Here is a 21957-nt window from a genome sequence, read left to right on the forward strand (position 1 = left end):
TCCCCTTTTCACGCCTGCCCATGAACTCTCTCTTCTCGCGCCGCGCCAGCGTCGGCGCACGGCTTGCCGTGCTCTCGTGCGTGCTGGTCGCGGTGATTTTCAGCACCTTCGCGTGGGCGCTCGCCCGTGTCGCCGGCGACCAGGTGCGCGACCAGGTGCTCGCGCGCATCGCCGAAAAAGACCGCTCGATCGCCGCGATGATCGCGTTGTTCGACAAGGCGCTGTCGGCCGAGGTCGATCGGTCGATGGCGCTATTCGCGAGCTTCCTGCCCACCGACTTCTCGCTCGACGACACGCAGAAAGTCGACATCGGCGGCACCGCCACACCGACTTTCAAAGCCGGCGACAAGGTGCTGAACCTCGACTTCACGATTCCCGACCAGTTCCTCGAACGCAGCGGCGCGGTCGCGACCGTTTTTGCGCGCAGCGGCGACGATTTCGTGCGCGTGACCACGTCGCTGAAGAAGCAGGACGGCACCCGCGCGGTCGGCACGCTGCTCGACCGCAAGGGGCCGGCGTATGCGCCATTGCTCGCGAACCGCTCGTACACCGGCCTCGCCGCGCTGTTCGGCAAGCGCATGATCACGCAGTACCGGCCGATCGCCGACGCGAGCGGTCGCGTGATCGGTGCGCTGTTCGTCGGCGTCGACGTGGACAAGGAGATCCAGTCGGTCCAGGACGGCATCCGCTCGCTGAAGATCGGCGCGAGCGGCTACTACTTCGTGCTCGACGCGTCGAGCGGCGCGGAGCGCGGCAAGCTGCTCGTGCATCCGGCCGCCGCGGGCCAGAAAGCCGACGACGCGGACGCGCCGTATCAGCGCATGCTCGACATGAAGCAGGGTGAGTTCGACTACCGCTCGGCCGACGCGACGCTCAACGAGGGCGACGCGCGCGACAAGTTCGTGTCGTTCGTGACGGTGCCGGAGTGGCAGTGGCTCGTCGGCGGCGTCGCGCCGCGCGACGAAGTGATGGCCGACGTCGTGCGCACTCGCAACGAATTCCTGCTGCTCGGCTTAGCGCTGGTCGGTCTGTTCGCGATCGTGTTCCTCGTCGCGGTGCGGCGACTCGTCAGCCGTCCGCTCGACGAAGCCGCGCGCGCGTCCGAGCGTCTCGCCGCGGGCGATCTGAGCGTGCGCGTCGCGCGGCACGGACGCGCGCGCGCCGACGAGATCGGCCGCCTGATGCAGGCGATCGACGGCATCGGCGAAGGCCTCGCGCGCATCGTCGCGCAGGTACGCAACGCGTCGGCCGACATGTCGGCGGGCACCGAGAAAATCGCCGCCGGCAGCGGCAACATCGCGCTGCGCATCGCGACCCAGGCGAGCAGCCTCGAGGAAACCGCCGCGAGCATGGAGCAGATCACGTCGACCGTGCAGCAGAACGCCGATCACGCGACCGAGGCCAACACACTCGTCACGCACGCCGCCGACGCCGCGCTCGAAGGCGGCCGCGCGGTCGAGCGCGTGGTGTCGACGATGGGCGAGATCGGCCGCTCGTCGCAGAAGATCGCCGAGATCACGACGGTGATCGAGGGCATCGCCTTCCAGACCAACATCCTGGCGTTGAACGCAGCCGTCGAAGCGGCGCGCGCGGGCGAGCACGGCAAGGGCTTCGCGGTCGTCGCGTCGGAAGTGCGCGCGCTCGCGCAGCGCAGCGCGGCGGCGGTGAAGGAGATCGAGGGGGTGATCGCGGCGTCGAGCGCGAACGTCGACAGCGGCTTTCGCATCGCCGAAGAGGCGAGCGCGACAATGCAGGGCATCGTCACTCAGGTCGGTCAGGTCCGCGCGATCATGAGCGAGATCAACGTCGCGTCGCGCGAGCAGTCGGGCGGCATCGAGCAGGTCAACCTGGCGGTCACGCAGATCGGCGAGGCGACGCAGCAGAATGCGACGATCGTCGGCGCTGCGGAGGCCGCGGCGGCCGAGTTGCGCGAGCAGGCTGCGCGGCTCGCGCAACTGGTCAGCGTGTTCAAGCTCGAAGGCGAGCGCGGCTAACGGATCTGCTCGATGTGGACGGCGACGGACGACGCCCGCCGCGCTCAGAACTCGACGTCCAGTTCGTCGATTTCCTCCACCTCCTGACGCGCGAGCGCGATCCACTCGCGCATTTCGGGCAGCGCCATGATGCGCTGTCCGTATTCGACGATATCCGGATCGAGTTGCACGTCATAGGTCACGAAACGCGTGACCACCGGCGCGTACATCGCGTCCGCCGCGGTCCGCTCGCCGAACAGGAACGGGCCGCCATATTCGTTCAGACATTCACGCCAGATCGTCACGATCCGCTCGATATCCGATTGCGCGCGCGCCCACACCTTGAAGCCCGGGAAATGCGCCTTCAGGTTCATCGGCAACGCCGAGCGCAACGACGCGAACCCCGAATGCATCTCGCCGCAGATGGAGCGGCAATGCGCGCGGGCGCGGATCTCGTGCGGCAACAGCGCGGCCTGCGGCTTCAGCTCGTTCAGATATTCGGCGATCGCCAGCGTGTCCCAGACCTTCACGTCGTCGTGCACGAGGCACGGCACCAGAATGGACGGCGACAGTAACAGTAGTTCGGCGCGCGTGGCGGGGTCGTCGATCGGCACCACGATCTCTTCGAACGGCAAGCCGCTGAACTTCGTCAGCAGCCAGCCGCGCAGCGACCACGAAGAATAATTCCTGCTGCTAATCGTAAGCGTAGTATTCCCCATACGGGTCTCCTCCAGATCGGGCATCACGGCGCGCCTGGCCGGCCCATGCACGCCACCGTGCGTGCGCGCACCAAAGCGCGGCAAGACCGGCCCATTTCGCCTTCGCATGCAAGGGATATGCCGATGCGCCAGCACATGCGGCGACGTGAGGCGACATGCGGGGCAACGGGTGCAAGCGCCTGGCGCATCACTTGCTTTTATTCGGGCTCCTTTGTTTGTGGTGCATTCGTGTGAAAGTATGAATCTGTTCGCCTATCCCGCCTATCAGGCCTGTGCCGACATGTTGCTACCAATGCGGCACGGCGCGGCGCTGGCGAACCACTCGCTCGATACGTGGTCCGCGTTCGCGCAGACATCGCACGGACGCTCGCTGCGCGCAGCCTGCGAACTGCTGGTGCTCGGCGGGCTTACGCCGAAGCGGCCGCCGTTCGGCATCGACAGCGTCGTCGCGGAAGGCGAGCCGGTCGCGGTGGTCGAGGAAGTCGTCGCGCGCACGCCGTTCTGCTCGCTGCTGCACTTTCGTAAGGACGCCGTGCTGTCGACGCCGCAGCCGCGCGTGCTGATGATCGCGCCCATGTCCGGCCACTTCGCCACGCTGCTGCGCGCAACCGTGCGCACGATGCTGACCGAGCACGACGTCTATATCACCGACTGGCATAACCCGCGCGACGTGCCGCTCAGCGATGGCCGCTTCGGCTTCGACGAATTCGTGCGACACGTGATCGACTTCACCGCGGAGATCGGTTCCGGCACGCATCTGCTCGCGGTCTGCCAGCCGACCGTGGCGGCGCTCGCCGCCGTCGCGCTGATGGCCGCCGACGATCATCCCGCGCAGCCGGCCAGCATGACGCTGATGGCCGGCCCCATCGACACGCGCATCAATCCGACGCGCGTCAACGAACTGGCCAAAAGCCGGCCGATCGAGTGGTTCGAGCGCAACCTGATCAGCGCGGTGCCGTTCGGCTTCGCCGGCGCGCAGCGTCGCGTGTATCCGGGCTTCATGCAACTGACCGCGTTCATGGCGATGAATCCGGGCCGCCACGCCGACTCGTTCGAAACGATGTACTACGAGCGCGGCAAGGGCGATCCGCAGAAGGCCGACACGATTCGCACCTTCTATGAAGAATACTTCGCGACGATGGATCTGACCGCCGACTTCTACCTGGAAACGGTCGACACGGTCTTTCAGCAGCATGCGCTGCCGTTACGCGCGCTCGAAGTCGAAGGGCGTCTGGTGGAGCCGTCGAAGATTCGGCGCACCGCATTGCTGACCGTGGAAGGCGAAAAGGACGATATCTGCGCGGTCGGTCAGACGCTCGCCGCCCAGGACATGTGCGATCGTCTGCGGCCGTATCTGAAGACGCATCATGTGCAAACGGGCGTCGGCCACTACGGCGTGTTCAGCGGGCGTCGCTGGGAGCAGCACATTTATCCGCGCGTGCGGGCGGTGATTTACGACAACGAACCACGCGCGGTGCTCGTCAATTCGCGCGCGCGTCCGATCCAGCCGGTGCCGGCGGCGACCGCGGCCGAAGTCACGGCGGCCGCGCCGGTCGCGGCCGCGGTCGTCGGGGTGGAAGTGGATGCACCCGTGGGTGGGACCGGGGGCACCAACGGCAGCAGCGACCCGGCGGCGCAAACGCCCGCTGAGTCCACACGTAGACAGCCGCCCGCGACATCCTGAGCAATGTCCGCGCGACTCACTCCGTCTCGACGCGCGGGCCGCGACAGATATCGCCTCCCTATGAGTTTTTGGCGAGCCGCGGGGCCTTCTTCAAACCGTCGCGTCACGCCACGGCGTCGGAGCGGGCACCTCGCATGGCGGCTCGGCGTCGATCGATCTGAAATCGGCCGGCGACACGATCTCCAGATACTCCATGTCTTCCGAATAGTCGAACAGATAGTGGACGATGCCCGGCGCCTGATGCACGCAATCGCCGGCCGCGACGAGCGTCTCCTTGTCGCCGTACATGAAGCGCGCCCAGCCCTTCAGCATGATCACGATGTGGAAATCGGCCTCATGACGGTGCCAGCCGGTGCCTTGCTCTGGTGCGTGATTCGCCTTGACGAGTTGCGCAAGCACCTTGCCGCCGGTCGCCTCGGCGATCCCCAGATCGCGGTAAAGGAAAAAGTCGCGCAAGCCCTGATCCACGTACGACGTGTCCTGCGGACGGATATGGCTGAATTGCGTGGCGAATGCGGTGGACATGATCGCGCTCCAGGAAGGTGAGCCGGCATCGATACCGGCGCGGTGGAGCGCCGGTTGCAAGCATCAAGCAGGCCAGTGGAGCCAATCGGTGAAGGGAGTGCGTGGAGTGCGTGGCAGGCTCAGGCCGTTGGCCGGATCATCTGGAACATCTCGCCGATCTGCGCGTAGTCGGCGCGATAACCCGCGCGCATGATCGGCTGCGCGGCGTGCGTGTCGAACAGGCCGTCCTTCAGATACGCGTCGTCGATGTGCACGCCGACCACCTGGCCGAGCGACAGATAGTTGTCCATCGGCTTGCCGTCGACGTCATGCAGACGCACGATCTGCAGCAGCTTGCATTCGAGCGCGGCCGGCGATTCGGCCACGTGCGGCACCGCGACGTTGCGACCCGGCGCGGGCGTGAGGCCGGCCAGGGCGAACTCGTCGACGTGGGGCGCAACCGGCGCCGACGAGCGGTTCATCTGCTCGGCGAGCGGCCGGGTGGCGAGGTTCCACACGAACTCGCCGGTCGCCTCGATGTTGGCGAGGCTGTCCTTGCGGCCCTCGCTGCTAAAACCGATGATCGCCGGAAAGGTCGCGAACGCGCCGAAAAAGCTGTACGGCGCGAGATTGAGCGTGCCTTCGGCATCGCGCGACGAAATCCAGCCGATCAGCCGCGGCGCGACGATCGCCTTGAAAGGATCGTGCGGCAGGCCGTGACCGACGGCGGGATCGTAGAAGTAGTGGGACATGACGTGGCTCGGGGTTGACTTGGGGTTGACTTGGGGTTGTCTCGGGTTCGCTTGTGACCCGTGTGACGGATAGCGCAACAAGCGGCCGGGAAGCAGGCACGGAGGGGCTACTTATACCGCACTATCCGCGCCCGATCACGCGCTTGCGGCCTTCCTTGACGCGCGCGACGCGCGCTTCGTCCCAGTCATGAAAACCCGCGCCGCTGCGCTCGCCGACACGCCCCGCGTCGACCTGCGCGCGCAGCAGATCGATCACGCCCTCGTCCTTGGCGAGATGCGGCATCAGATGCGACGCGATGTCGACGAAGGTGTCGAGTCCGCCCATGTCCGCGCCCTCGAACGGTCCGACGATGCCCCAACGGCGTCCCAGCGAAGCCTTCATCACACGATCGACGACCTCTGGCGTGGCCGCCCCCGAACGCACGATGTGCAACGCCTCGCGCAGCACCGCGAACTGCAGCCGATTGCCGACGAAGCCCGGAATCGCCTTCGCGAGCACGACCGGCTCCATGCCGATTGCGCTCATCAGCCCGGCGGTTTGCTGTACGACTTCGGGCGCGGTCTCGGTGCCCGGCACGACTTCGACGAGCGGAATCATGTGCGGCGGGTTCCAGAAATGCGCGATCACGAAGCGCTCTTTCGCGCGCAGCGGCGTGGCGAGCTGGTCGGGCGGAAAGCCGCTGGTATTGCTCGCGAGGATCGCATCGTCGGCGAGCAGGCCGGTCAGTGTCGCGTAAAGGCGATGCTTGAGATCGAGCACCTCGGGAATCGCCTCGATCACGAAGCGCGCGTCTGCGACTGCGTCGAGTTGCGCATGCGTTTCGAGGCGCGCGAGCGCCGCCTGTTTGGCAGCATCATCGATACGGCCCGCGTCGACCAGCTCGTCGAGCACGGCTTGCGCTTTCGGCGCGACGCTCGCGAGCCGCGCCGGATCGACGTCGTGAACGATGGTCCGGTATCCATGCAACGCGGCCTGCGTCGCGATGCCGACACCCATCAGTCCGGTGCCCACCACCCCTATCGTGATGTCCCGCAGTGTCTTGTCCACACGCGCTCCCGCTGCCGTCAATGAAAGCCCTGAAGCATAGCGCAGCACGCGCAACACCACGGTCGGACTCTTAAGCCCAGATGCGACGAAGCCGGCCTTCCCCTGGAGGGAAGACCGGCTTCGTGGACTCACGCGGCGTGTTGCGGCGCCGTCAGGCGCGCATTAGTAGCGCGGGGGCGGGCGGTGATCGTCGCGACCGTCGCCGTGGTGGTGCGGATCATAGTCACGCGGATGATGGCGCATCCACTCGTCGTGCTCCCAGTAGCGGTGGCCGTCCCAGTAACGCTCGCCGTGCCAGCCGATATTGATCGACACGCCGACCGGCGTCATGTGCGGTTGACCGTACACGACCGGACCCGGGCCGTGCTCGACGATCACGCGCTCTTGCGCGGATGCGCTACCGGCCGCGATGAGTGCGCCGCCCGCGAGCAGCGTTGCGATAAGCGTGCGCGATGCCTTGCCGATGTTTTTCATGATGACCTCCCGTCAAAGTTTTATTCCAGGCCAGCGTCCGTGTTTGTTCGGGTCGGGCGATTCGCTTCATTCGCTTCGCTCGTGAGCCGAACCAGACGCCGTACGCTTGAGACCCACTTTAGCGGCCCGAATCGCATGAAGACGTGAGCACTTGTAAGGGCTCATTTCATAGATGGGGACGGATGATAGCCGCGCGATTTCGCTTTCGAGCTTCGTTCAACAAGGCTTACGAAGCGACGCTCCGGTTCGACTCGCTGAATCAGCGCGAAAGCTGGTTACATTCATTTCGGGCCCGAAATATTTCGGAAGGAGTCGGGCGGGTGCTCGGTCTAGTGGTAATACAGCCCGTTTCGCCGCAATGGTGCGCCGCGATAGCCGCGCCAAAAAACAAAAAGCCACGATTCGCATTCCGCGAATAGTGGCTCAATGAACAGCGCACCCGAGGTGCGCGCCCCGGCGCGTTGTGGCGCGCCCTGGACGGTGCGGCTGGAGTTAGTCGCTCAGCTTGATGCCGAACAGCGTCGACTGCGCGCGGCGCACACGCTCCGCTTCACGCGCACGCGCTGCGTACGAGTAGTCCGAATCCAGCGGCAGGTGGGGCGACGCAAAGAGGTCGCTGACCTTTTGGAACAGTGCAAAGATGTAGCTCATGGCGACTCCCGGTTAGTGACTGCATTGCTAGGGTTTTCCCTTAGCCATGATTCTAGGGTTTTCCCTAGGAAAAAGCTAGTGCAATGCAGCAATTTTTCGGTGTGGCGCCTTGTCGCATTCTCTTGGGACCGTCGCACGTTGTATCGCGACAACGTCCCCGATTTAGCGATTGGGCGGCCGGCCACTGTGCGGAGTGCGAGCGTGTCTCGCATGCGCCGGCGTCGCGCCGGTCTGTAGGGGCGCCGTGGGGAGCGTCGCTTGGGTCGTCGCGGCGGGCACCGACGCAGCGTTCGCCGTCGCGGCCATCGCCGTATGCGCGTCGAGCAGGCTCACCATCGCCGCCTGCTGGTTCTGCATCATCTGTTCGATCCGCTGTTGCTGGGCCGTCGTCTCCCGCGTGAGGCGCATCAGCAGCAGCGTCTGCGCGATGCCGATCGCGACGGTCACCAGCAGCGCACCGACCACGATCGACAGCATCCATTTCACCCGCCGCGAATGATCGGTCGCGGCGCGGCGTTGATCGGCGATCACGCCGTAGAGCGCATCGACGGTATCGGCGAACGCCGTGGCGCGCGCACGGTCGAGTTCCGGCTCCGAGCGCAGCGCAGCGGCGGCCCCGTCGGTGCGGCGCGCGTCACGCCACGAAGCGGCGAATCCGGCGGGATTGTCTGCAGATGCGGGGCGGGGTGTCGTCAAGGGCGCGGTGGTGGCGGGCTTGTCGTCCTGTTTTGCGGTCACAGCCTCCGGCGACGCGGACGGCGTACGCGTCGCGGACTCACTGGCGGACTGGGTCGCGCTACTGCCGTCGGTCAAAGCGGAAGTTGCAGGCGAAGCCGGAGTTGCAGGCGAAGCCGGAGTTACCGCCGCGGCCGCATCGCGCGATGCCGTCGCGGCTTTCGCGAAGGTCGCGGCGAAACGCTGCTGCGGCTTGCCCGCGCCCACCGTCGCCGCCGACTCCGCTTCGGCCGCCTGGCGCAATGCGGTCACGCTGCGCGCGACAGTCGCGGCGGCCATCGCCGAGCTGAGCGGCGCGGACGGCTCACGCGACATCGCCATGGGCTTGTCGTCGGGATTTGCTTCGGCGTTCGGCGCCGCATGGTCGGGAGCGTCGTTCGCGGGCGTGCTTGCGGGCGCATCCGTAGCCGCCAGCACCGGCTCGACGTCAAACCCGCTCAACTGCTCGTTCACCGGCATTGGCGCATCCAGCTTCGCTGCACGCGGTGCGCGGCGCGCAGTCTTGTCGAGCGCCACGGGTTCGTCGAATGCGCCGACCGCTTGCAACACCACGTCCGGCAATTCGAAGCCGTGCAGCGTGCCTTGGCGGAAGTCGATGTTCATCGCCTCGAGCGTCGCACGGGTCGGATCGTCGGGGAACAGGTCGAGGGTGCTGTCGTCGCGCGCGACGCCGCTCAGTTGCGCGAGGCGTTGCGCCGAGCGCGCTGCGCGCGCCAGCTTGTTTTCGGTTTCGGTAGAGACGGCGCCCTGGCGCTGCTTCTTCGAAGCGACGCGCCGGGGCCTGGACTGCGGGGATGCTGCGGAATCTGCCATAGAGGAAAAAGCGGTCGTCGCCGGGAACGGGGCGCCGGATGCCGCTCGTCATTGCCATTGGAATATTTAGAGCCAGCATTGTCGCATGGCGCTCCGCCCGCGCCGAAGCCATTCCCCGACGATTTGCGCGCTTTCGAGCCCCTTGCGTCTTTCACGACCTCGCATCGCCTTATTTGAAATCAGCGGCAGCGGTGGTTTAACGTGCGCGGCTGGAGTAGCACATTCCACGCGGCGCTTGCACCTGGCGCCTCTGATGCGCGTGCCACCCCTCGTAACCGTCGAGAATTTCAGCTGCTTGACCCAAGGTGTCAGCGCGAGGCGTTTGCTTTATGCTAGCCCGCACACCACAGCGGTCTCGGCGAGCGTGATCATGAACCGCCGCCCTGAGCGCTGCCTCGATACAGATACATCGCGCACGTTGCGCACCCGAACCAACCGACCATGCCAAGCACGACCCTTCCCCCTGCTTCGACGACCACCGTCGCGACCGCGCTACGCGAGCACTTCGCGAGCGTGGTGTTGCCGATGTGGCGGGGGCCCGGCTTCAACCACGCGTTGCAGCTGCCCTACGAAGCGCTCGACGCCACCGGAGGCGAGACGCTGCCCCCGCAACGCTACCGGGCGATGGCGTGCGCGCGGCAGTTGTTCACGTTCGCGCAAGCGGGCGACATGGAACACGCGCGCGTGCTGTTCGAGTCGCTGACGCACACCTTTCGGGACGCCGAGCACGGCGGATGGTTCTACAGCGTCGACGCGCTCGGTGCGCCGCTCGACACGACCAAGGACCTCTACACGCACGCGTTCGTCGTGTTCGCGTGCGCGGAATATGCGCGGCGCTCAGACAACCACGACGCGCTGAAACTCGTGCACAGCACGACCGCGCTGATTCAGTCGAACTTCGCGGCCGACGGCGATCTGTTCAACGCCGCGCTCAACGTCGACTTTTCGAAGGTCATCGGCGCGCCGCTGCAAAATCCGCTGATGCACCTGACCGAAGCGTGGCTCGCCGCCTGCGAAGCAACCCGCGACAACGTCTTCGGCGCCGCGTTGCGCCGGCTCGCTGGCGCGGTCGCGCGACACTTCGTGCATGCGCCGAGCGGCTGCATCGCCGAATTGCCGATCGGCGCGAGCGACAACCGTCTGGAGCCGGGACATCAGTTCGAGTGGTACTGGCTGGTCAGGCAGGCGGGCGCGCTGTTCGACGGCACGGGGCTCGCCGAAGCGCTGGCGCGCGCCTTCGCCTTCGCGCAGCGGCATGGCGTGGACCCGGACAACGGCGGCGTATGCGCATCGCTCGACGAGGCCGGCAATGTCAGCGACTCGACCCAGCGGATCTGGGCGCAGACGGAATACCTTCGCGCACTTGCCTGTCACGACGATCCGGCCGTGCGTGCGGCGCTGCCGCAACAGATCGCGCGTTTTCATCGATGCTTTTTGCATGAACACGGCTGGTTCGAATGCAAGACGTCGAGCGGGGACATCGCGCGCGCCGACATGCCGTCAACCACGCCTTATCATCTGGCCACCGCCTATGCTGCGTTGCCCGTGGACGCCGGATCGAGAGCATGAACTTGGCCGAATTTGGACAGCGATAGATGACGTTGACCGCCTGATCATCTCAATAAAGAGCAGCGCGCATGGACGAATATCCGTCGCCGCTTGGCGAGAGGAATTTAATACCGTTGGTAAACCCTGGCGGCAAAAAAGTTCTCGTCTGACCTTCTCAAAGCGCGAAAAAACATCAAAACCGGGGAATACCCGGATGCAGGTTGATTGGCGTCTGTCATAAAGACGTGATACAACTCTCCCCTCGCGCTCGCCGTTGCATTGGAGCAATTGCGGTCGCGATGCAATGCACAACATTTATTTGGATTAAAAATGGCAACAGGTACTGTTAAGTGGTTTAACGATGCAAAGGGCTTCGGCTTCATCACCCCGGACGACGGCGGCGAAGACCTGTTCGCACACTTCTCGGAAATCCAGTCTTCGGGCTTCAAGTCCCTGCAGGAAAACCAGAAAGTGTCGTTCGAAGTCAAGCAAGGCCCGAAGGGCAAGCAGGCAGCGAACATCCAGTCGATCTAAGTACCGCAGGTACTTTGAGACAGACTTGGACGTCACGATAGGCGCCTCCACAGGCCCCTGCGTCTAATGCAAAATGGCTCGCTTTATGCGGGCCATTTTCTATTTTCTGCATCGTTTTTAAGCGTCAGCGCCTTAAAGCGCATGCATTCCGGTTAATGCCAATTCCGCGTTGGCTGCGAACACTGCCCCGTGCTGTTGCGTGCGCAACACACTTTCAGAAATTTCGAACACGGAAACCGCCTGCTTCAACTGCTCGGTCTGCTGATGCAGCGAAGCGGCCGCCGCCGCGGCCTGCTCCACGAGCGCCGCGTTCTGCTGGGTCATCTCGTCCATCTGCACGACCGCCTGGTTCACCTGCTCGATGCCGGTGCTCTGCTCGAGCGACGACGCGCTGATTTCGGCCATCATCTGCGTGACGCGCGAGATCGACGCCGACACATGGCTCATCGCTTCACCGGCACGCTCGACGAGCGTCGAGCCGTCCTGAATCTCCGCGACCGACTCGCTGATCAGCGTCTTGATCTCCTTCGCCGACTGCGCGCTGCGTTGCGCGAGCCCGCGAACTTCGCCGGCCACGACCGCGAAGCCGCGGCCCTGCTCGCCCGCGCGCGCCGCCTCGACGGCTGCATTCAGCGCGAGGATGTTGGTCTGGAAAGCGATGCCGTCGATCACGGAGATGATCTCGGCGATCTTGTCCGAGCTCTGCGCGATGCCGCGCATCTTGTCGACCACCTGGTTGACGACTTCGCTGCCGCGCGACGTCGCGTCGAGCGCGGTCCCGGCGAGCGCGTTGGCTTCGCGCGCATGGTCGGCGTTCTGACGCACGGTCGCCGTGAGTTCTTCCATGCTCGACGCCGTTTCCTCGAGCGATGCCGCCTGGTTTTCGGTGCGCGCCGACAGATCGGCGTTGCCGGTCGCGATTTCGTTGGCGCCAAGATGGATCGAGTCGGCGGATTCGCGCACGCTCTTGACGGTGCGGGCGACGCTCGCCTGCATCGTCGCGAGGCCCGAGAACAGACGGCCGATTTCGTTGCTGCCGCGCGCGGCGATCGGCTGATCGAGACGGCCTTGCGCGATGCGTTCGAAATGGCGGCCCGCTTCCTCGAGCGGTGCCACGACGCCGCGGCGCAACGCCGTATAGACGGCCAGCGTGCCGGCGACCAGCACCAGCAGAATCACCACGCTGACGATGCGAAACGCCGCCACGCGCGCATCGATCGAATCGAGCGACGCGCGGCTCGCGGCGTCGCCGAACTGCACGAAGTTGTGCACTTCCGTCAGATAGGCATCCTGAAACGACTGCGTAGGCTGATCGAGGAAGGCCTGGATATTGTTCGAGTCGAGATACTGCACGAGCTCCGCGAGCGCGCCGTGCAGCGTCTTGTAACGGTCGGCGAGCGCGGTGGCGCGCGCGCTGTTTTCGTCGCTGGTCTTCTGCGCGCTCATGAAGGCCGCGAAAGACTGATCGGCGGCAACGAGCTGTTCGCGAGCGTGCTGCACGATGTCCGTGGGCTCGGTGCCGCCGCGCACCATGCGCGTGCCGGCGCGCGACAGGTTGATGCGCGCGTCCATCAGGCGCTGCGTCGTCTGGTTGACCGAGTCGACCTGCTTCAGCGCGATGTTCGACAGATCGCCGACGTCGTCGTGCGTGCGGGTCAGCGACCAGAACCCCAACCCTACCGTGACGAGCTGAAAGACGCAGAACGCGGCCAAAACACATAGCAGGCCGGATGCGACCTTGATCTTGCTGAACATCGTGGACACCTGGGAACAAAGGATGACGGGGGTTACACCAGGGTTAACGGCAGGCCGTTTGACGGCTTGAGACCAATTCCCGCAAAAAGCGCTCTACGTGCAGGTTTCATCGGCGATCGTCGCGATTGAGGTTGTTTTGCGCAACAATGCGGCGCTCGTCGCGAGGAATCACCTTGCGCAGCGCAGCGGCACTTCCTAGAGTGGGTAGGGACCGCGTGGCGCGCGCCGCGCGGATGCTCTGTTGCATCGATGCACTCCACCGACCCTGCACGAAGGAACCACGATGACCGACCTACTCGACCGGGCGCGCGGCGCACTGCACGCCCAGCCGTTCAGCATGCTGCTAGGCGCGGAGCTGATGCACGCCGGCAGCGACGAGCTCACCCTGTGTCTGCCGATTCGCGACGAACTGCGGCAGCAGCATGGCTTCGTGCATGGCGGCGTCATCAGCTATCTCGCCGACAATGCGTTGACGTTCGCGGGCGCGCTGTCGCTCGGCCCGCGAGTCGTGACCGGTGAGTACAAGATCAACTATCTGCGCCCGGCGATGAAGGGCACGCTGATCGCGCGCGCGAACGTCGTCTATGCGGGCAGGCATCAGGCGACCTGCCAGTGCAGCGTGTTCGTGATGGAAGGCAATCGCGAGAAGCTGGTGGCGGTCGCGCAGGGGACCGTGAACAGGATTGGGGAGAATGGGGAGCAGGAAGGGGGAAATTAAGGCCGCGTAGCATGAAAAAAGCCGCTCCTGCGTAACAGGAACGGCTTTGCATTGCATCTCACAGCGACATCGCGGGAAGAGAAAGCGCGCTTACTCCGCCGCGTAAGTCTTCTGCGTCTGCTCGCCCAGTCCGTCGATACCCAGACGCACCGTCTGCCCCGGCTTCAGAAACACCGGGTTCGGCTTCACGCCCATGCCGACGCCCGGCGGCGTGCCGGTCGAGATCACGTCGCCCGGCTGCAGGCTCATGCACTGCGACACATACGACACCACCTTCGCGACGCTGAAGATCATCGTCTTCGTGCTGCCGTTCTGGTAGCGATGACCGTCCACTTCGAGCCACAGGTTCAGGTTTTGCGGATCGGCGACTTCATCGCGCGTGACGACCCACGGGCCGATCGGGCCGAACGTGTCGAAGCCCTTGCCCTTGTCCCACGTGCCGCCGCGCTCGATCTGCCATTCGCGCTCCGACACGTCGTTGATGACGCAGTAGCCGGCCACGTGCTCCAGCGCGTTCGCTTCGTCCACGTACTTCGCCGCCTTGCCGATCACGACGCCGAGTTCCACTTCCCAATCCGTCTTCCTGGAGCCGCGCGGGATTTCGATGTCGTCGTTCGGGCCGCTGATCGCGCTCGTCCATTTGTTGAAGATGACCGGTTCGGCCGGCACCGGCAGATTCGATTCCGCCGCGTGATCCGCATAGTTCAGGCCGATGCAGATGAACTTGCCGATCTTGCCGACGCACGGTCCGATGCGGGAATTGCCTTCGACGACCGGCAGCGTGGCAGGATCCACCGCGCGCAGTTTCGCGAGGCTTTCATCGCCGAGCACAGCGCCGTCGATATCGCCGACCACCTTCGACAGATCGCGAATCTTGCCTTGCGCGTCGAGCAGGCCCGGCTTTTCCTGGCCTTTCGGCCCATAACGAAGCAGTTTCATCGTTGCACTTCCCTTTACGTTCAGTAGTGTTCGGTTCGTCAATCAATCAGAATCAGTTCGACCATCCGCCGTCGATCACATGGAGTTGGCCCGTCGTGAACGACGACTCGTCGGACGCGAGATACAGCGCGAGCGCGGCGATCTCTTCCGGCTTGCCGATGCGGCCCATCGGCTGACGCGCGACGAACGCGGCCTGCACCGCATCGAGCGTCGCGCCCTGCGCCTGTGCCTGCGCGGCGATTCGCTGTTCGAGCGACGGCGAGGACACCGTGCCCGGGCAAATCGCGTTACAGCGTACACCACGCGTGACGAAATCCGCAGCGACGGACTTCGTCAGCCCGACCACCGCGGCCTTCGACGCGCCGTACGCGAAGCGGTTCGGCACGCCCTTCACGCTCGACGCCGCCGACGACATGTTGATGATCGAGCCGCCGCCCTTCTCCAGCATGGCCGGCAAGAACGCGCGAATCATACGGTACATGGCCTTCGCGTTGAGGTCGAACGCGAACTCCCAATCCTCCTCGCTGCATTCGAGAATACTGCCCGCGTGCACGTAGCCCGCGCAGTTGAACAGCACGTCGATCGTGCCGACTTCCGCGGCGAGCGCCTTGATCGCCGCGCCGTCCAGCACATCGAGCTTGCGCGCCTCGACCGGCTTGCCGGCGAGTCCGTCGATGCGGATATCGGTGGCGATCACGCGAGCGCCTTCGCGCGCGAACAGTTCGGCGGTGGCGAGACCGATGCCTTGTCCCGCCGCGGTGATCAGGGCCGTTTTGCCGGCCAGTCTTTGTGTCATCTACGACTCCAGTTGAATGGGCTGCTAACGAAATCAAAGCCGGTAAAACGCCGCGGCGTTCTCGCCGAACACGGCGTCGCGCTCGGCGTCGCTCAACGACGCGAGCAGCGTGGTCGCCACCGAATGCCACAGCAGGTAGTCGCCGTTCAGTTCGAGCACCGGCCAGTCGCTGCCCCACATCAGCCGCGCGGGGCCGAACGTGTTCAGCAGATGCTCGACGTAGGGCCGCAGCGTCTCTTCGGTCCAGCCGGGCGACGCCTCGGTCGCGAGACCCGACAGCTTGCAGTGCACGTGCGGGAACGCGGCGAGCCGCGTGATCGCGTCGCGCCACACCTGGTAGCCCGCCTGGCCATAGCGGATCGGCGGCTTCGCGCCATGATCGACGACGATGCGCAGCGCCGGAAAACGCTGCGCGAAGATCTCGGCGTATTGCACGTGACGCGCGTAGATCAGCGCGTCGAACGCGAGGTCGTGCGCGATCAGCGCGTCGATCGCCGGCACGAGGTCGGGGTTCGCGATCCAGCCGTCGTCGGGCAAGTCCTGCAGCATCGGCCGCACGCCCTTGAACTTCGGCTCGCGCGCGAGCGCCTCGATCAGAGCGGGCGCGTTCGGCAACAGCAGCGGCACCCAGCCGACCACGCCCGCGATCGACGGCTCCTCCCGTGCGATGTCGAGCAGGTAGCGGGTTTCGTCGAGCGTCGGCGCGGCCTGCACGACCACGGTCCGCTCGATGCCGGCCTGTTCGCGCAACGGCTTCAGATCGCCTGGCCCGAACGGTCGGTAGAGGATTTTCAGCTCCGGCGTCAGCCACTCGTAGTCGCCCCGCGCGGGGTCCCAGTAGTGCTGGTGAGCGTCGATCTGCATGGTCGGATCAGTCCACGGGCACGGGCGCGCGGGGATCGAGCAGGGCCGCCTCGCGCAATGCGGACCACAAGGCCGCGGGGATCGGCTGCTCGAACGACGCGACGTTCTCGCGCAATTCGTCGGCACTGCGCGCGCCGGTCAGCACGGTGGCGACCGCCGGATGCGCATACGGAAACTGCAACGCGGCGGCGGCGAGCGGCACGTGATGCGCGCGGCACACCGCCTCCAGCCGCGCGACGCGCTCGATCACCTCGGCCGGCGCGGCGCCGTAATTGAACTTCAGATCGCCTTGGACGCCGCGCGCCAGAATGCCCGAATTGAACGCGCCGCCGAGCAGAATGCTGACGCCGCGCGCCTCGCAGGCGGGCAGCAGGTCGTCGAGGGTGGTCTGCTCGAGCAGCGTATAACGCCCCGCGAGCAACGCGCAATCGATATCGCACTCGGCCATTGCGTCGAGGATCACCGCGCCTTCGTTGACGCCGAGTCCGATCGCCTTGATCGCGCCCGTCGAGCGCAGCCGTTCCAGCGCACGAAAGCCGCCGCCTTCGGTCAATTGCCGCCAGTAGTGCGGATGCTGGTCGCCATGCGTGACGCGGCCGATGTCGTGCACGAGCAGCATGTCGATATCGATGATGCCGAGGCGCTGCTGGCTGTCCTCGAACGAACGCAGGATGCCGTCGTGCGTGTAGTCGTAGATCGCTTCGAACGGCAGCGGATTCTGCCAGCCTTCGCGGTCGTCGAATGGCGACGTGCGCGGCACGAAGCGGCGGCCGACCTTGGTCGACAGCACATACTCGCCGCGCGGATAGCGGCGCAGCGCGGCGCCGAGCCGATGCTCGGCCTTGGTGTTGCCGTAGTGCGGCGCGGTGTCGAAGTAGCGCACGCCCGCGTCCCAGGCGGCGGCGATGGTCGCATGGGCCTCCTCGTCGGACAGGTCGCGATACAGGCCGCCGAGCGGCGCCGTGCCGAGCCCCAGTCCGCTCACCTGCAACGAGCCGCGGCCGATACGGCGCCGCTGCCCGATCTTCGATCCGATCGATGCCGACATGAGCGTGTCTCCTGTCGACCAGCGTCAGCGCGCGAGCGCCGGCTCTGGTCGCATGCAATTTATTGCCATCGGCCAGAGTGAGCGCTGCGGCACCCAATCTGGATTCGTCCCCATGTTTTTACCATGCGACGGGCTCGACGCGCCGCCGAAAGGACGCGCGCTGCCGATGCGTGCATTAATTTACCAATAAACGTATTATTCATATTCGAATTTTTGCAAGTCAAGAAAACTGCGCGCAACGGATGCCCGGGGTTTTCCCTGGACAATGGGCAATCAGTTCGCGAAATGCTACGCACTCGCCCGCGCGCGCCAGATAATAAGAACTCCAGACAATACCCCGCCCCTCATGATGGACGCCGAAGACAAAGACGACGACCGCTACCGCGCCCCCGCGCTGGACAAAGGCCTCGACATTCTCGAACTGCTGTCCGAGCAGAAGGAAGGACTCACGCGCGCCGAGATCACGCGGCAGCTTGGCCGCAACGCGAGCGAGATGTACCGGATGCTCGAACGCCTCGTCGCGCGCCAATACGTGGTGCGCTCGGCGGCCGGCGACCGCTACTCGCTGAGCCTGAAGCTGTTCGCGCTCGCGCACCGTCATCCACCGATGAACCGGCTGATCGCCGAAGCGCTGCCGCTGATGCAGCGTTTCGCCGACGCGGCCGAGCAGTCGTGCCACCTCGTCGTGTACGACCGCGGCAACCTGCTGGTGATCGCCCAGGTCGACGGTCCGGGCTCGTGGGGCATGTCGGTGCGGCTCGGCTCGCGGGTCGGTCTGATCGACACCGGTTCGGGGCGCGTGATGCTCGCGTTCCAGAGCGTCGAGCAGCGTCAGCAGATGCTCGCCGAGCATACGAAGGTAAAAGGCGAAGTCACGCTCGATCGCGACGCGCTGGAGCAGGCTTGCGAGCGCATCCGCGCGGCGGGCTTCTGGCAGAAGGACAGCCAGCAGACCTTCGGCGTCACCGACGTGACGTTCCCGATCCTCGCGCCGTCGGGACAGGCGATCGCGGTGCTCACCTGCCCGTATCTGCGGCGGATCGACGAATACGTCGCGCCGACGCTCGAAGCAGCCACCACGCTTCTGCGCGACACGGTGCAGGCGCTGTCGATGTTCCGCGAGCAGGCCGCGTAATGGGCAAGCTGTGGGGCAAGTTGCGCGGCAACGCGGGCGGTGACGGCTCGCGCCGCGGCGCGCACGCGCACATGGTTTAGAATGGCGGCCCTTCCAAAATAACGCCGCATGACGGGCTCATGCGCGCGCATCGATTGAGCAATGGCCAAACTTCTGACCGATTCCGAATTCCAGCGTTTTTCCGAACTCCAGCAGAAGCAGTCGAGCTTCACGATCACCGCCGAAGAAGCCGACGAACTGCGCGACATCGTCGCTCACGCGCAGAAGCGCCGCGATGACCGCGCCGCCGCGATGCAAAGCATCGAGACCTTCATCCAGCAGTTCGACATCACGCCCGACGAGCTGTTTTCGCCCGAGCAGATCGGCGAAGCGGCGCGCACCTACGGCCTGATTCCGGCCGCGCGCAAGGAGCGCGTGCTGCCGCCGTCGCTGACGTTCAACGGCAAGCCGTATCAATGGACCACCCGTCCGCTGCCTGACGAAATTCGCGTGCCGCTGTTCGACGCGTTCAAGGGCGGCGAGTCGGTGAAATCGTTCATTTCGACGCAGAAGGACGCGATCCGCTGCGCCGCGACGATCGCGCGGCTCGAACGCGAAACCGGCGCCGTGTATGCGCAGGAGTGGCTCGACGAGTTGTCGGTCACGCGCGCGCAAGTCGACGAGGCGACGCAGAAGCTGGCGGCGTGAGGTCATGAAGCCGTGTGTTGAGCGGCCCGCGACGTAAGCCGCTCAACGCGGCGGCGGGTTCTGCGCGGGGGACTTCGGTTCCGCCCCCGCCGTTTCGTCGAGCGCCATCCGGAAGCCCACCACGCCGGGATCGTCGGTCCGCGTGATCGTGAAGCCGCTGGCCTTCGCGAGCGCGATCATCGCGGCGTTCTCGCGCAACGCTTCACCGACCAGCCAGTGCGTATCGCGCGCCCGCGCGTACGCAATGATCCGCTGCATCAGCAACTGGCCGAGGCGCCGCCCCTTCTGGTCCGAGCGCACCGCCACCGCGAACTCGGCCGTCTCGTTGTCGGGATCGGCCACCGCGCGCACCACACCGAGCGTCTGCGCGACGCCGTCCTGGTTGTCGACCGTCGCGATCAGCGCCATTTCACGGTCGTAGTCGATCTGGGTCATGCGCGCGAGTTGCGAGTGCTCGAAGCTTCCGACCGCGCCAAAAAAACGCAGCCGCAAATCTTCCGGCGTCATCGCATTCACGAACTCGCGATGCGCGTTTTCGTCTTCCGGGCGAATTGGCCGCACCGTCACGCGCAGACCCTGCCAGTCGAGCGTTTCCTCGAAGCGACGCGGATACGGCACGATCGCGAGACGGCTGCGCTGCGCGCCGAGCCGCAACACGGGATCGACCACCATCACGCGGTCCCGGTAGACCCTGAGTTTCAGCGACAGGCCAACGATCTCGCGCACGTCGCAAACCGCTTGCGACAGCGCTGTCAGCGCCGCGAGCGTCGGCTCCGGCGCGACCAGCCTCGCGTAGTGCGAGCGCGTGACGATGTCGCGCGCGAGCATCGGATTGAGCGGCGGCAGGCCGTAGACGTGCAAGCCGCTGGAAACGCCATCGACCGGCGGCGCGGTGAAGCGGAACACGGGGCCGAAGTTGTCGTCGTCGTGCAGTTCGACGGCGACGTCGACGATGGGTTTGGCCGCGTCGTCGGCCTCGGCGCACGGTGTGTCGGCGGCGGGCGCATCGGCGCCTGGTGCGTCGCCGCCCGGCGCATCGGCGCCCGACACATAGGCGTCCTGCGCATCGGCCCCCGACGCATCGGCGCCCGCTCCTCCCACACCCTCCACCCGCAACCCGAACCGCGCCAGAAACCGCTCCGCCGCCGTCCCGACGAGTTCGCTTTCGCCCGCCGCCAACGCTTCGCGCGCCTGCGCCTGGGCGGCGTCGATACACTCTGGAATCTGCGCAGGCAATCCTTCCGGTGTTTGCATCAGCAACTCGCGGCCCAGCCGGTACTCGACCAGACGCGCGAACGCGCGCGCAAGCCGCTGCGGCGTCGTGTGCACCGGGATGCCCTGCGCGTGCAGCGCGTCGCGCCTGGCCGCATCGACGCCACCGAAGAAGCACGCGAGCAGCCCGCGATACGCGAAGCGCTGATGCTCGATCAGCACCTGCGCGACATCGTCGACCGGCGCGCCATGCGTCGACGCGTGCACCACGAACGCGGTACCCGTCTCGCGATACTCGCCGAGCAGCTTCAGCGCGGTGCCGAAGTGCTCAGGACGCGCACCGTCGCCAAGCAGCAGCGGATTGCCGCCGACCGCGAGCGGCAGCGCCTCTCGCAGCGCGTCCGACGCCGCGGCCGGCCACCGCGCGAGCAGCCCGCCCGCGGCGCAGAACGCGTCGCGAGCGAGGGTCGCGAGGCCACGGTCGCTGGTGATCAGCGTCGCGGTGCCGCCGGCCGCCACGCGGCCGACGCCGAGCGTTTCGATTTCGTCGAGCAGATCGTCGAGCGCGTCGACGCGCACCAGGCCCGCGCGCCGGAACGCCGCCGTATAGAGGCCATCGGCGGGATCGTCGCGGCCGGAGCGCAGCGCAAGCACCGGCTTGTTGCGCGCCGCCGCGCGTGCGGCAGACATGAACTTGCGCGCGGCCCGCACACTGTCGAGTTCGAGCAGGATGGCGCGGGTGTTGGCGTCGCTCGCGAGGTAATCGAGCACGTCGCCGGCATCGACGTCGGCCTCCTCTCCGAGTGCCACCGCGTGCGAGAAGCCGAGCCCGCGCGCCTGCGCCCAGCCGAGCACCGCGTTGGTCAGCGCGTTCGACTGCGACACCCACGCCACGCCGCCCGCCTTGACCGTGCACGACGGCGCGCCCAGATGCGCGCCGAGCGCCGGCGACACCACGCCGAGACTGCCCGGTCCGACGATGCGCAGCAGATGCGGCCGCGCCGCCGACAGCGCATGCCGCATTGCGAGCCGGTCTTCGTCGCTGCGCACCTCGCCGACGATGATCACGGCGCGCGTGCCCATGCCGCCGAGTTTGTGGATCAACGAGGGCCACGTCGCGGGCGGCGTGCAGAACACCGCGACGGTGGGCGCCTGCGGCAGATCGCCGACATCGGGGATCACCTTGTGGACGCCGAGCGTCGCGTGCTTCGGATTGACCGGCCACAGCGGACCGTCGAAGCCGCCTTCGAGCACGCGCGCCCAAACCATCGCGCCGGTGCTGCCCGGCCGCTCGGACGCGCCGATCACGGCGACGGATTTCGGGCGAAACAAGGCGTCGAGGTTGCGAACGGTCACGGTCGCTCCATG

The 21957-nt window shown here is 66.0% G+C and carries 22 protein-coding genes; 8 read left to right on the plus strand and 14 right to left on the minus strand.

Annotated features, from left to right (window positions below; genetic code table 11):
• Nucleotides 1-20 precede the first annotated feature (20 nt).
• A complete protein-coding gene (locus EVC45_RS00045) occupies nt 21-1994 on the plus strand; it encodes a methyl-accepting chemotaxis protein (protein ID WP_129956003.1) in 1974 nt (657 codons plus the stop codon).
• Nucleotides 1995-2038: 44 nt separating this feature from the next.
• Here the strand turns inward: EVC45_RS00045 and EVC45_RS00050 are convergent, their stop codons facing one another.
• Nucleotides 2039-2692, minus strand: a complete 654-nt coding sequence (locus EVC45_RS00050; protein ID WP_129956004.1) for a glutathione S-transferase family protein — start codon at nt 2690-2692, stop codon at nt 2039-2041.
• Between the two features lie 238 nt (nt 2693-2930).
• Here EVC45_RS00050 and EVC45_RS00055 point away from each other — a divergent pair, with 238 nt between their 5' ends.
• A complete protein-coding gene (locus EVC45_RS00055; protein ID WP_129956005.1) occupies nt 2931-4376 on the plus strand; it encodes a polyhydroxyalkanoate depolymerase in 1446 nt (481 codons plus the stop codon).
• A gap of 90 nt (nt 4377-4466) precedes the next feature.
• On the opposite strand, the gene EVC45_RS00060 is transcribed toward EVC45_RS00055, so the two are convergent.
• The 6 genes from EVC45_RS00060 to EVC45_RS00080 form a co-directional block, all read right to left on the minus strand.
• Complete coding sequence (locus tag EVC45_RS00060; RefSeq protein ID WP_129956006.1) at nt 4467-4901, minus strand: cupin domain-containing protein; 435 nt, start codon at nt 4899-4901, stop codon at nt 4467-4469.
• A 119-nt stretch (nt 4902-5020) separates the two neighbouring features.
• Complete coding sequence (locus EVC45_RS00065; RefSeq protein ID WP_129956007.1) at nt 5021-5632, minus strand: flavin reductase family protein; 612 nt, start codon at nt 5630-5632, stop codon at nt 5021-5023.
• 121 nt (nt 5633-5753) lie between these two features.
• Nucleotides 5754-6680: a 3-hydroxyacyl-CoA dehydrogenase family protein gene (locus EVC45_RS00070; RefSeq protein ID WP_373682969.1), complete on the minus strand. Its 927-nt coding sequence runs from the start codon at nt 6678-6680 to the stop codon at nt 5754-5756.
• Between the two features lie 162 nt (nt 6681-6842).
• Nucleotides 6843-7154 carry a hypothetical protein gene (locus tag EVC45_RS00075; RefSeq protein ID WP_129956008.1) on the minus strand — a complete coding sequence of 104 codons (312 nt, stop codon included), beginning with the start codon at nt 7152-7154 and terminating at the stop codon, nt 6843-6845.
• A 492-nt stretch (nt 7155-7646) separates the two neighbouring features.
• Complete coding sequence (locus EVC45_RS45430) at nt 7647-7805, minus strand: hypothetical protein (RefSeq protein ID WP_168991371.1); 159 nt, start codon at nt 7803-7805, stop codon at nt 7647-7649.
• A gap of 162 nt (nt 7806-7967) precedes the next feature.
• Nucleotides 7968-9353: a hypothetical protein gene (locus EVC45_RS00080; RefSeq protein WP_129956009.1), complete on the minus strand. Its 1386-nt coding sequence runs from the start codon at nt 9351-9353 to the stop codon at nt 7968-7970.
• Between the two features lie 441 nt (nt 9354-9794).
• On the opposite strand from EVC45_RS00080, the gene EVC45_RS00085 reads away from it, so the two are divergent.
• Both EVC45_RS00085 and EVC45_RS00090 read left to right on the plus strand, forming a co-directional pair.
• Nucleotides 9795-10922, plus strand: a complete 1128-nt coding sequence (locus EVC45_RS00085) for an AGE family epimerase/isomerase (RefSeq protein WP_129956010.1) — start codon at nt 9795-9797, stop codon at nt 10920-10922.
• A gap of 309 nt (nt 10923-11231) precedes the next feature.
• Nucleotides 11232-11435 (plus strand): cold-shock protein, encoded by a 204-nt coding sequence (locus EVC45_RS00090; RefSeq protein WP_085488605.1) that lies wholly within the window; start codon nt 11232-11234, stop codon nt 11433-11435.
• A gap of 132 nt (nt 11436-11567) precedes the next feature.
• On the opposite strand, the gene EVC45_RS00095 is transcribed toward EVC45_RS00090, so the two are convergent.
• Nucleotides 11568-13190: a methyl-accepting chemotaxis protein gene (locus EVC45_RS00095; RefSeq protein WP_129956011.1), complete on the minus strand. Its 1623-nt coding sequence runs from the start codon at nt 13188-13190 to the stop codon at nt 11568-11570.
• 106 nt (nt 13191-13296) lie between these two features.
• A complete protein-coding gene (locus EVC45_RS45435) occupies nt 13297-13437 on the minus strand; it encodes a hypothetical protein (protein WP_168991372.1) in 141 nt (46 codons plus the stop codon).
• 36 nt (nt 13438-13473) lie between these two features.
• On the opposite strand from EVC45_RS45435, the gene EVC45_RS00100 reads away from it, so the two are divergent.
• Nucleotides 13474-13908: a PaaI family thioesterase gene (locus EVC45_RS00100; protein WP_129956012.1), complete on the plus strand. Its 435-nt coding sequence runs from the start codon at nt 13474-13476 to the stop codon at nt 13906-13908.
• Between the two features lie 90 nt (nt 13909-13998).
• Here the strand turns inward: EVC45_RS00100 and EVC45_RS00105 are convergent, their stop codons facing one another.
• The 4 genes from EVC45_RS00105 to EVC45_RS00120 are packed head-to-tail and all read right to left on the minus strand — an operon-like array spanning nt 13999 to nt 17555.
• A complete protein-coding gene (locus EVC45_RS00105; RefSeq protein ID WP_129956013.1) occupies nt 13999-14847 on the minus strand; it encodes an ureidoglycolate lyase in 849 nt (282 codons plus the stop codon).
• A gap of 52 nt (nt 14848-14899) precedes the next feature.
• Entirely contained in the window at nt 14900-15643 is a 744-nt protein-coding gene (locus EVC45_RS00110) for an SDR family oxidoreductase (protein ID WP_129956014.1), read from the minus strand.
• A gap of 33 nt (nt 15644-15676) precedes the next feature.
• Nucleotides 15677-16507: an amidohydrolase gene (locus tag EVC45_RS00115; protein ID WP_129956015.1), complete on the minus strand. Its 831-nt coding sequence runs from the start codon at nt 16505-16507 to the stop codon at nt 15677-15679.
• 7 nt (nt 16508-16514) lie between these two features.
• Nucleotides 16515-17555 (minus strand): aldo/keto reductase, encoded by a 1041-nt coding sequence (locus EVC45_RS00120; protein ID WP_129956016.1) that lies wholly within the window; start codon nt 17553-17555, stop codon nt 16515-16517.
• Here EVC45_RS00120 and EVC45_RS00125 point away from each other — a divergent pair.
• From EVC45_RS00125 to EVC45_RS00135, 3 genes are all read left to right on the plus strand, one after another.
• Nucleotides 17554-17745 (plus strand): hypothetical protein, encoded by a 192-nt coding sequence (locus tag EVC45_RS00125; RefSeq protein WP_129956017.1) that lies wholly within the window; start codon nt 17554-17556, stop codon nt 17743-17745. The genes EVC45_RS00120 and EVC45_RS00125 overlap by 2 nt on opposite strands.
• 159 nt (nt 17746-17904) lie before the next feature.
• Nucleotides 17905-18690 (plus strand): IclR family transcriptional regulator, encoded by a 786-nt coding sequence (locus tag EVC45_RS00130; RefSeq protein WP_129956316.1) that lies wholly within the window; start codon nt 17905-17907, stop codon nt 18688-18690.
• A 141-nt stretch (nt 18691-18831) separates the two neighbouring features.
• Nucleotides 18832-19377, plus strand: coding sequence for a hypothetical protein (locus EVC45_RS00135; RefSeq protein WP_129956018.1), 546 nt, complete (start codon nt 18832-18834; stop codon nt 19375-19377).
• A gap of 42 nt (nt 19378-19419) precedes the next feature.
• Here EVC45_RS00135 and EVC45_RS00140 read toward each other — a convergent pair whose 3' ends face one another.
• Nucleotides 19420-21945, minus strand: coding sequence for a GNAT family N-acetyltransferase (locus EVC45_RS00140; protein WP_129956019.1), 2526 nt, complete (start codon nt 21943-21945; stop codon nt 19420-19422).
• Nucleotides 21946-21957 lie beyond the last annotated feature (12 nt).

Origin of the sequence: Paraburkholderia sp. UYCP14C, assembly GCF_004197395.1 — a bacterium.
Taxonomy (GTDB): Bacteria; Pseudomonadota; Gammaproteobacteria; order Burkholderiales; family Burkholderiaceae; genus Paraburkholderia.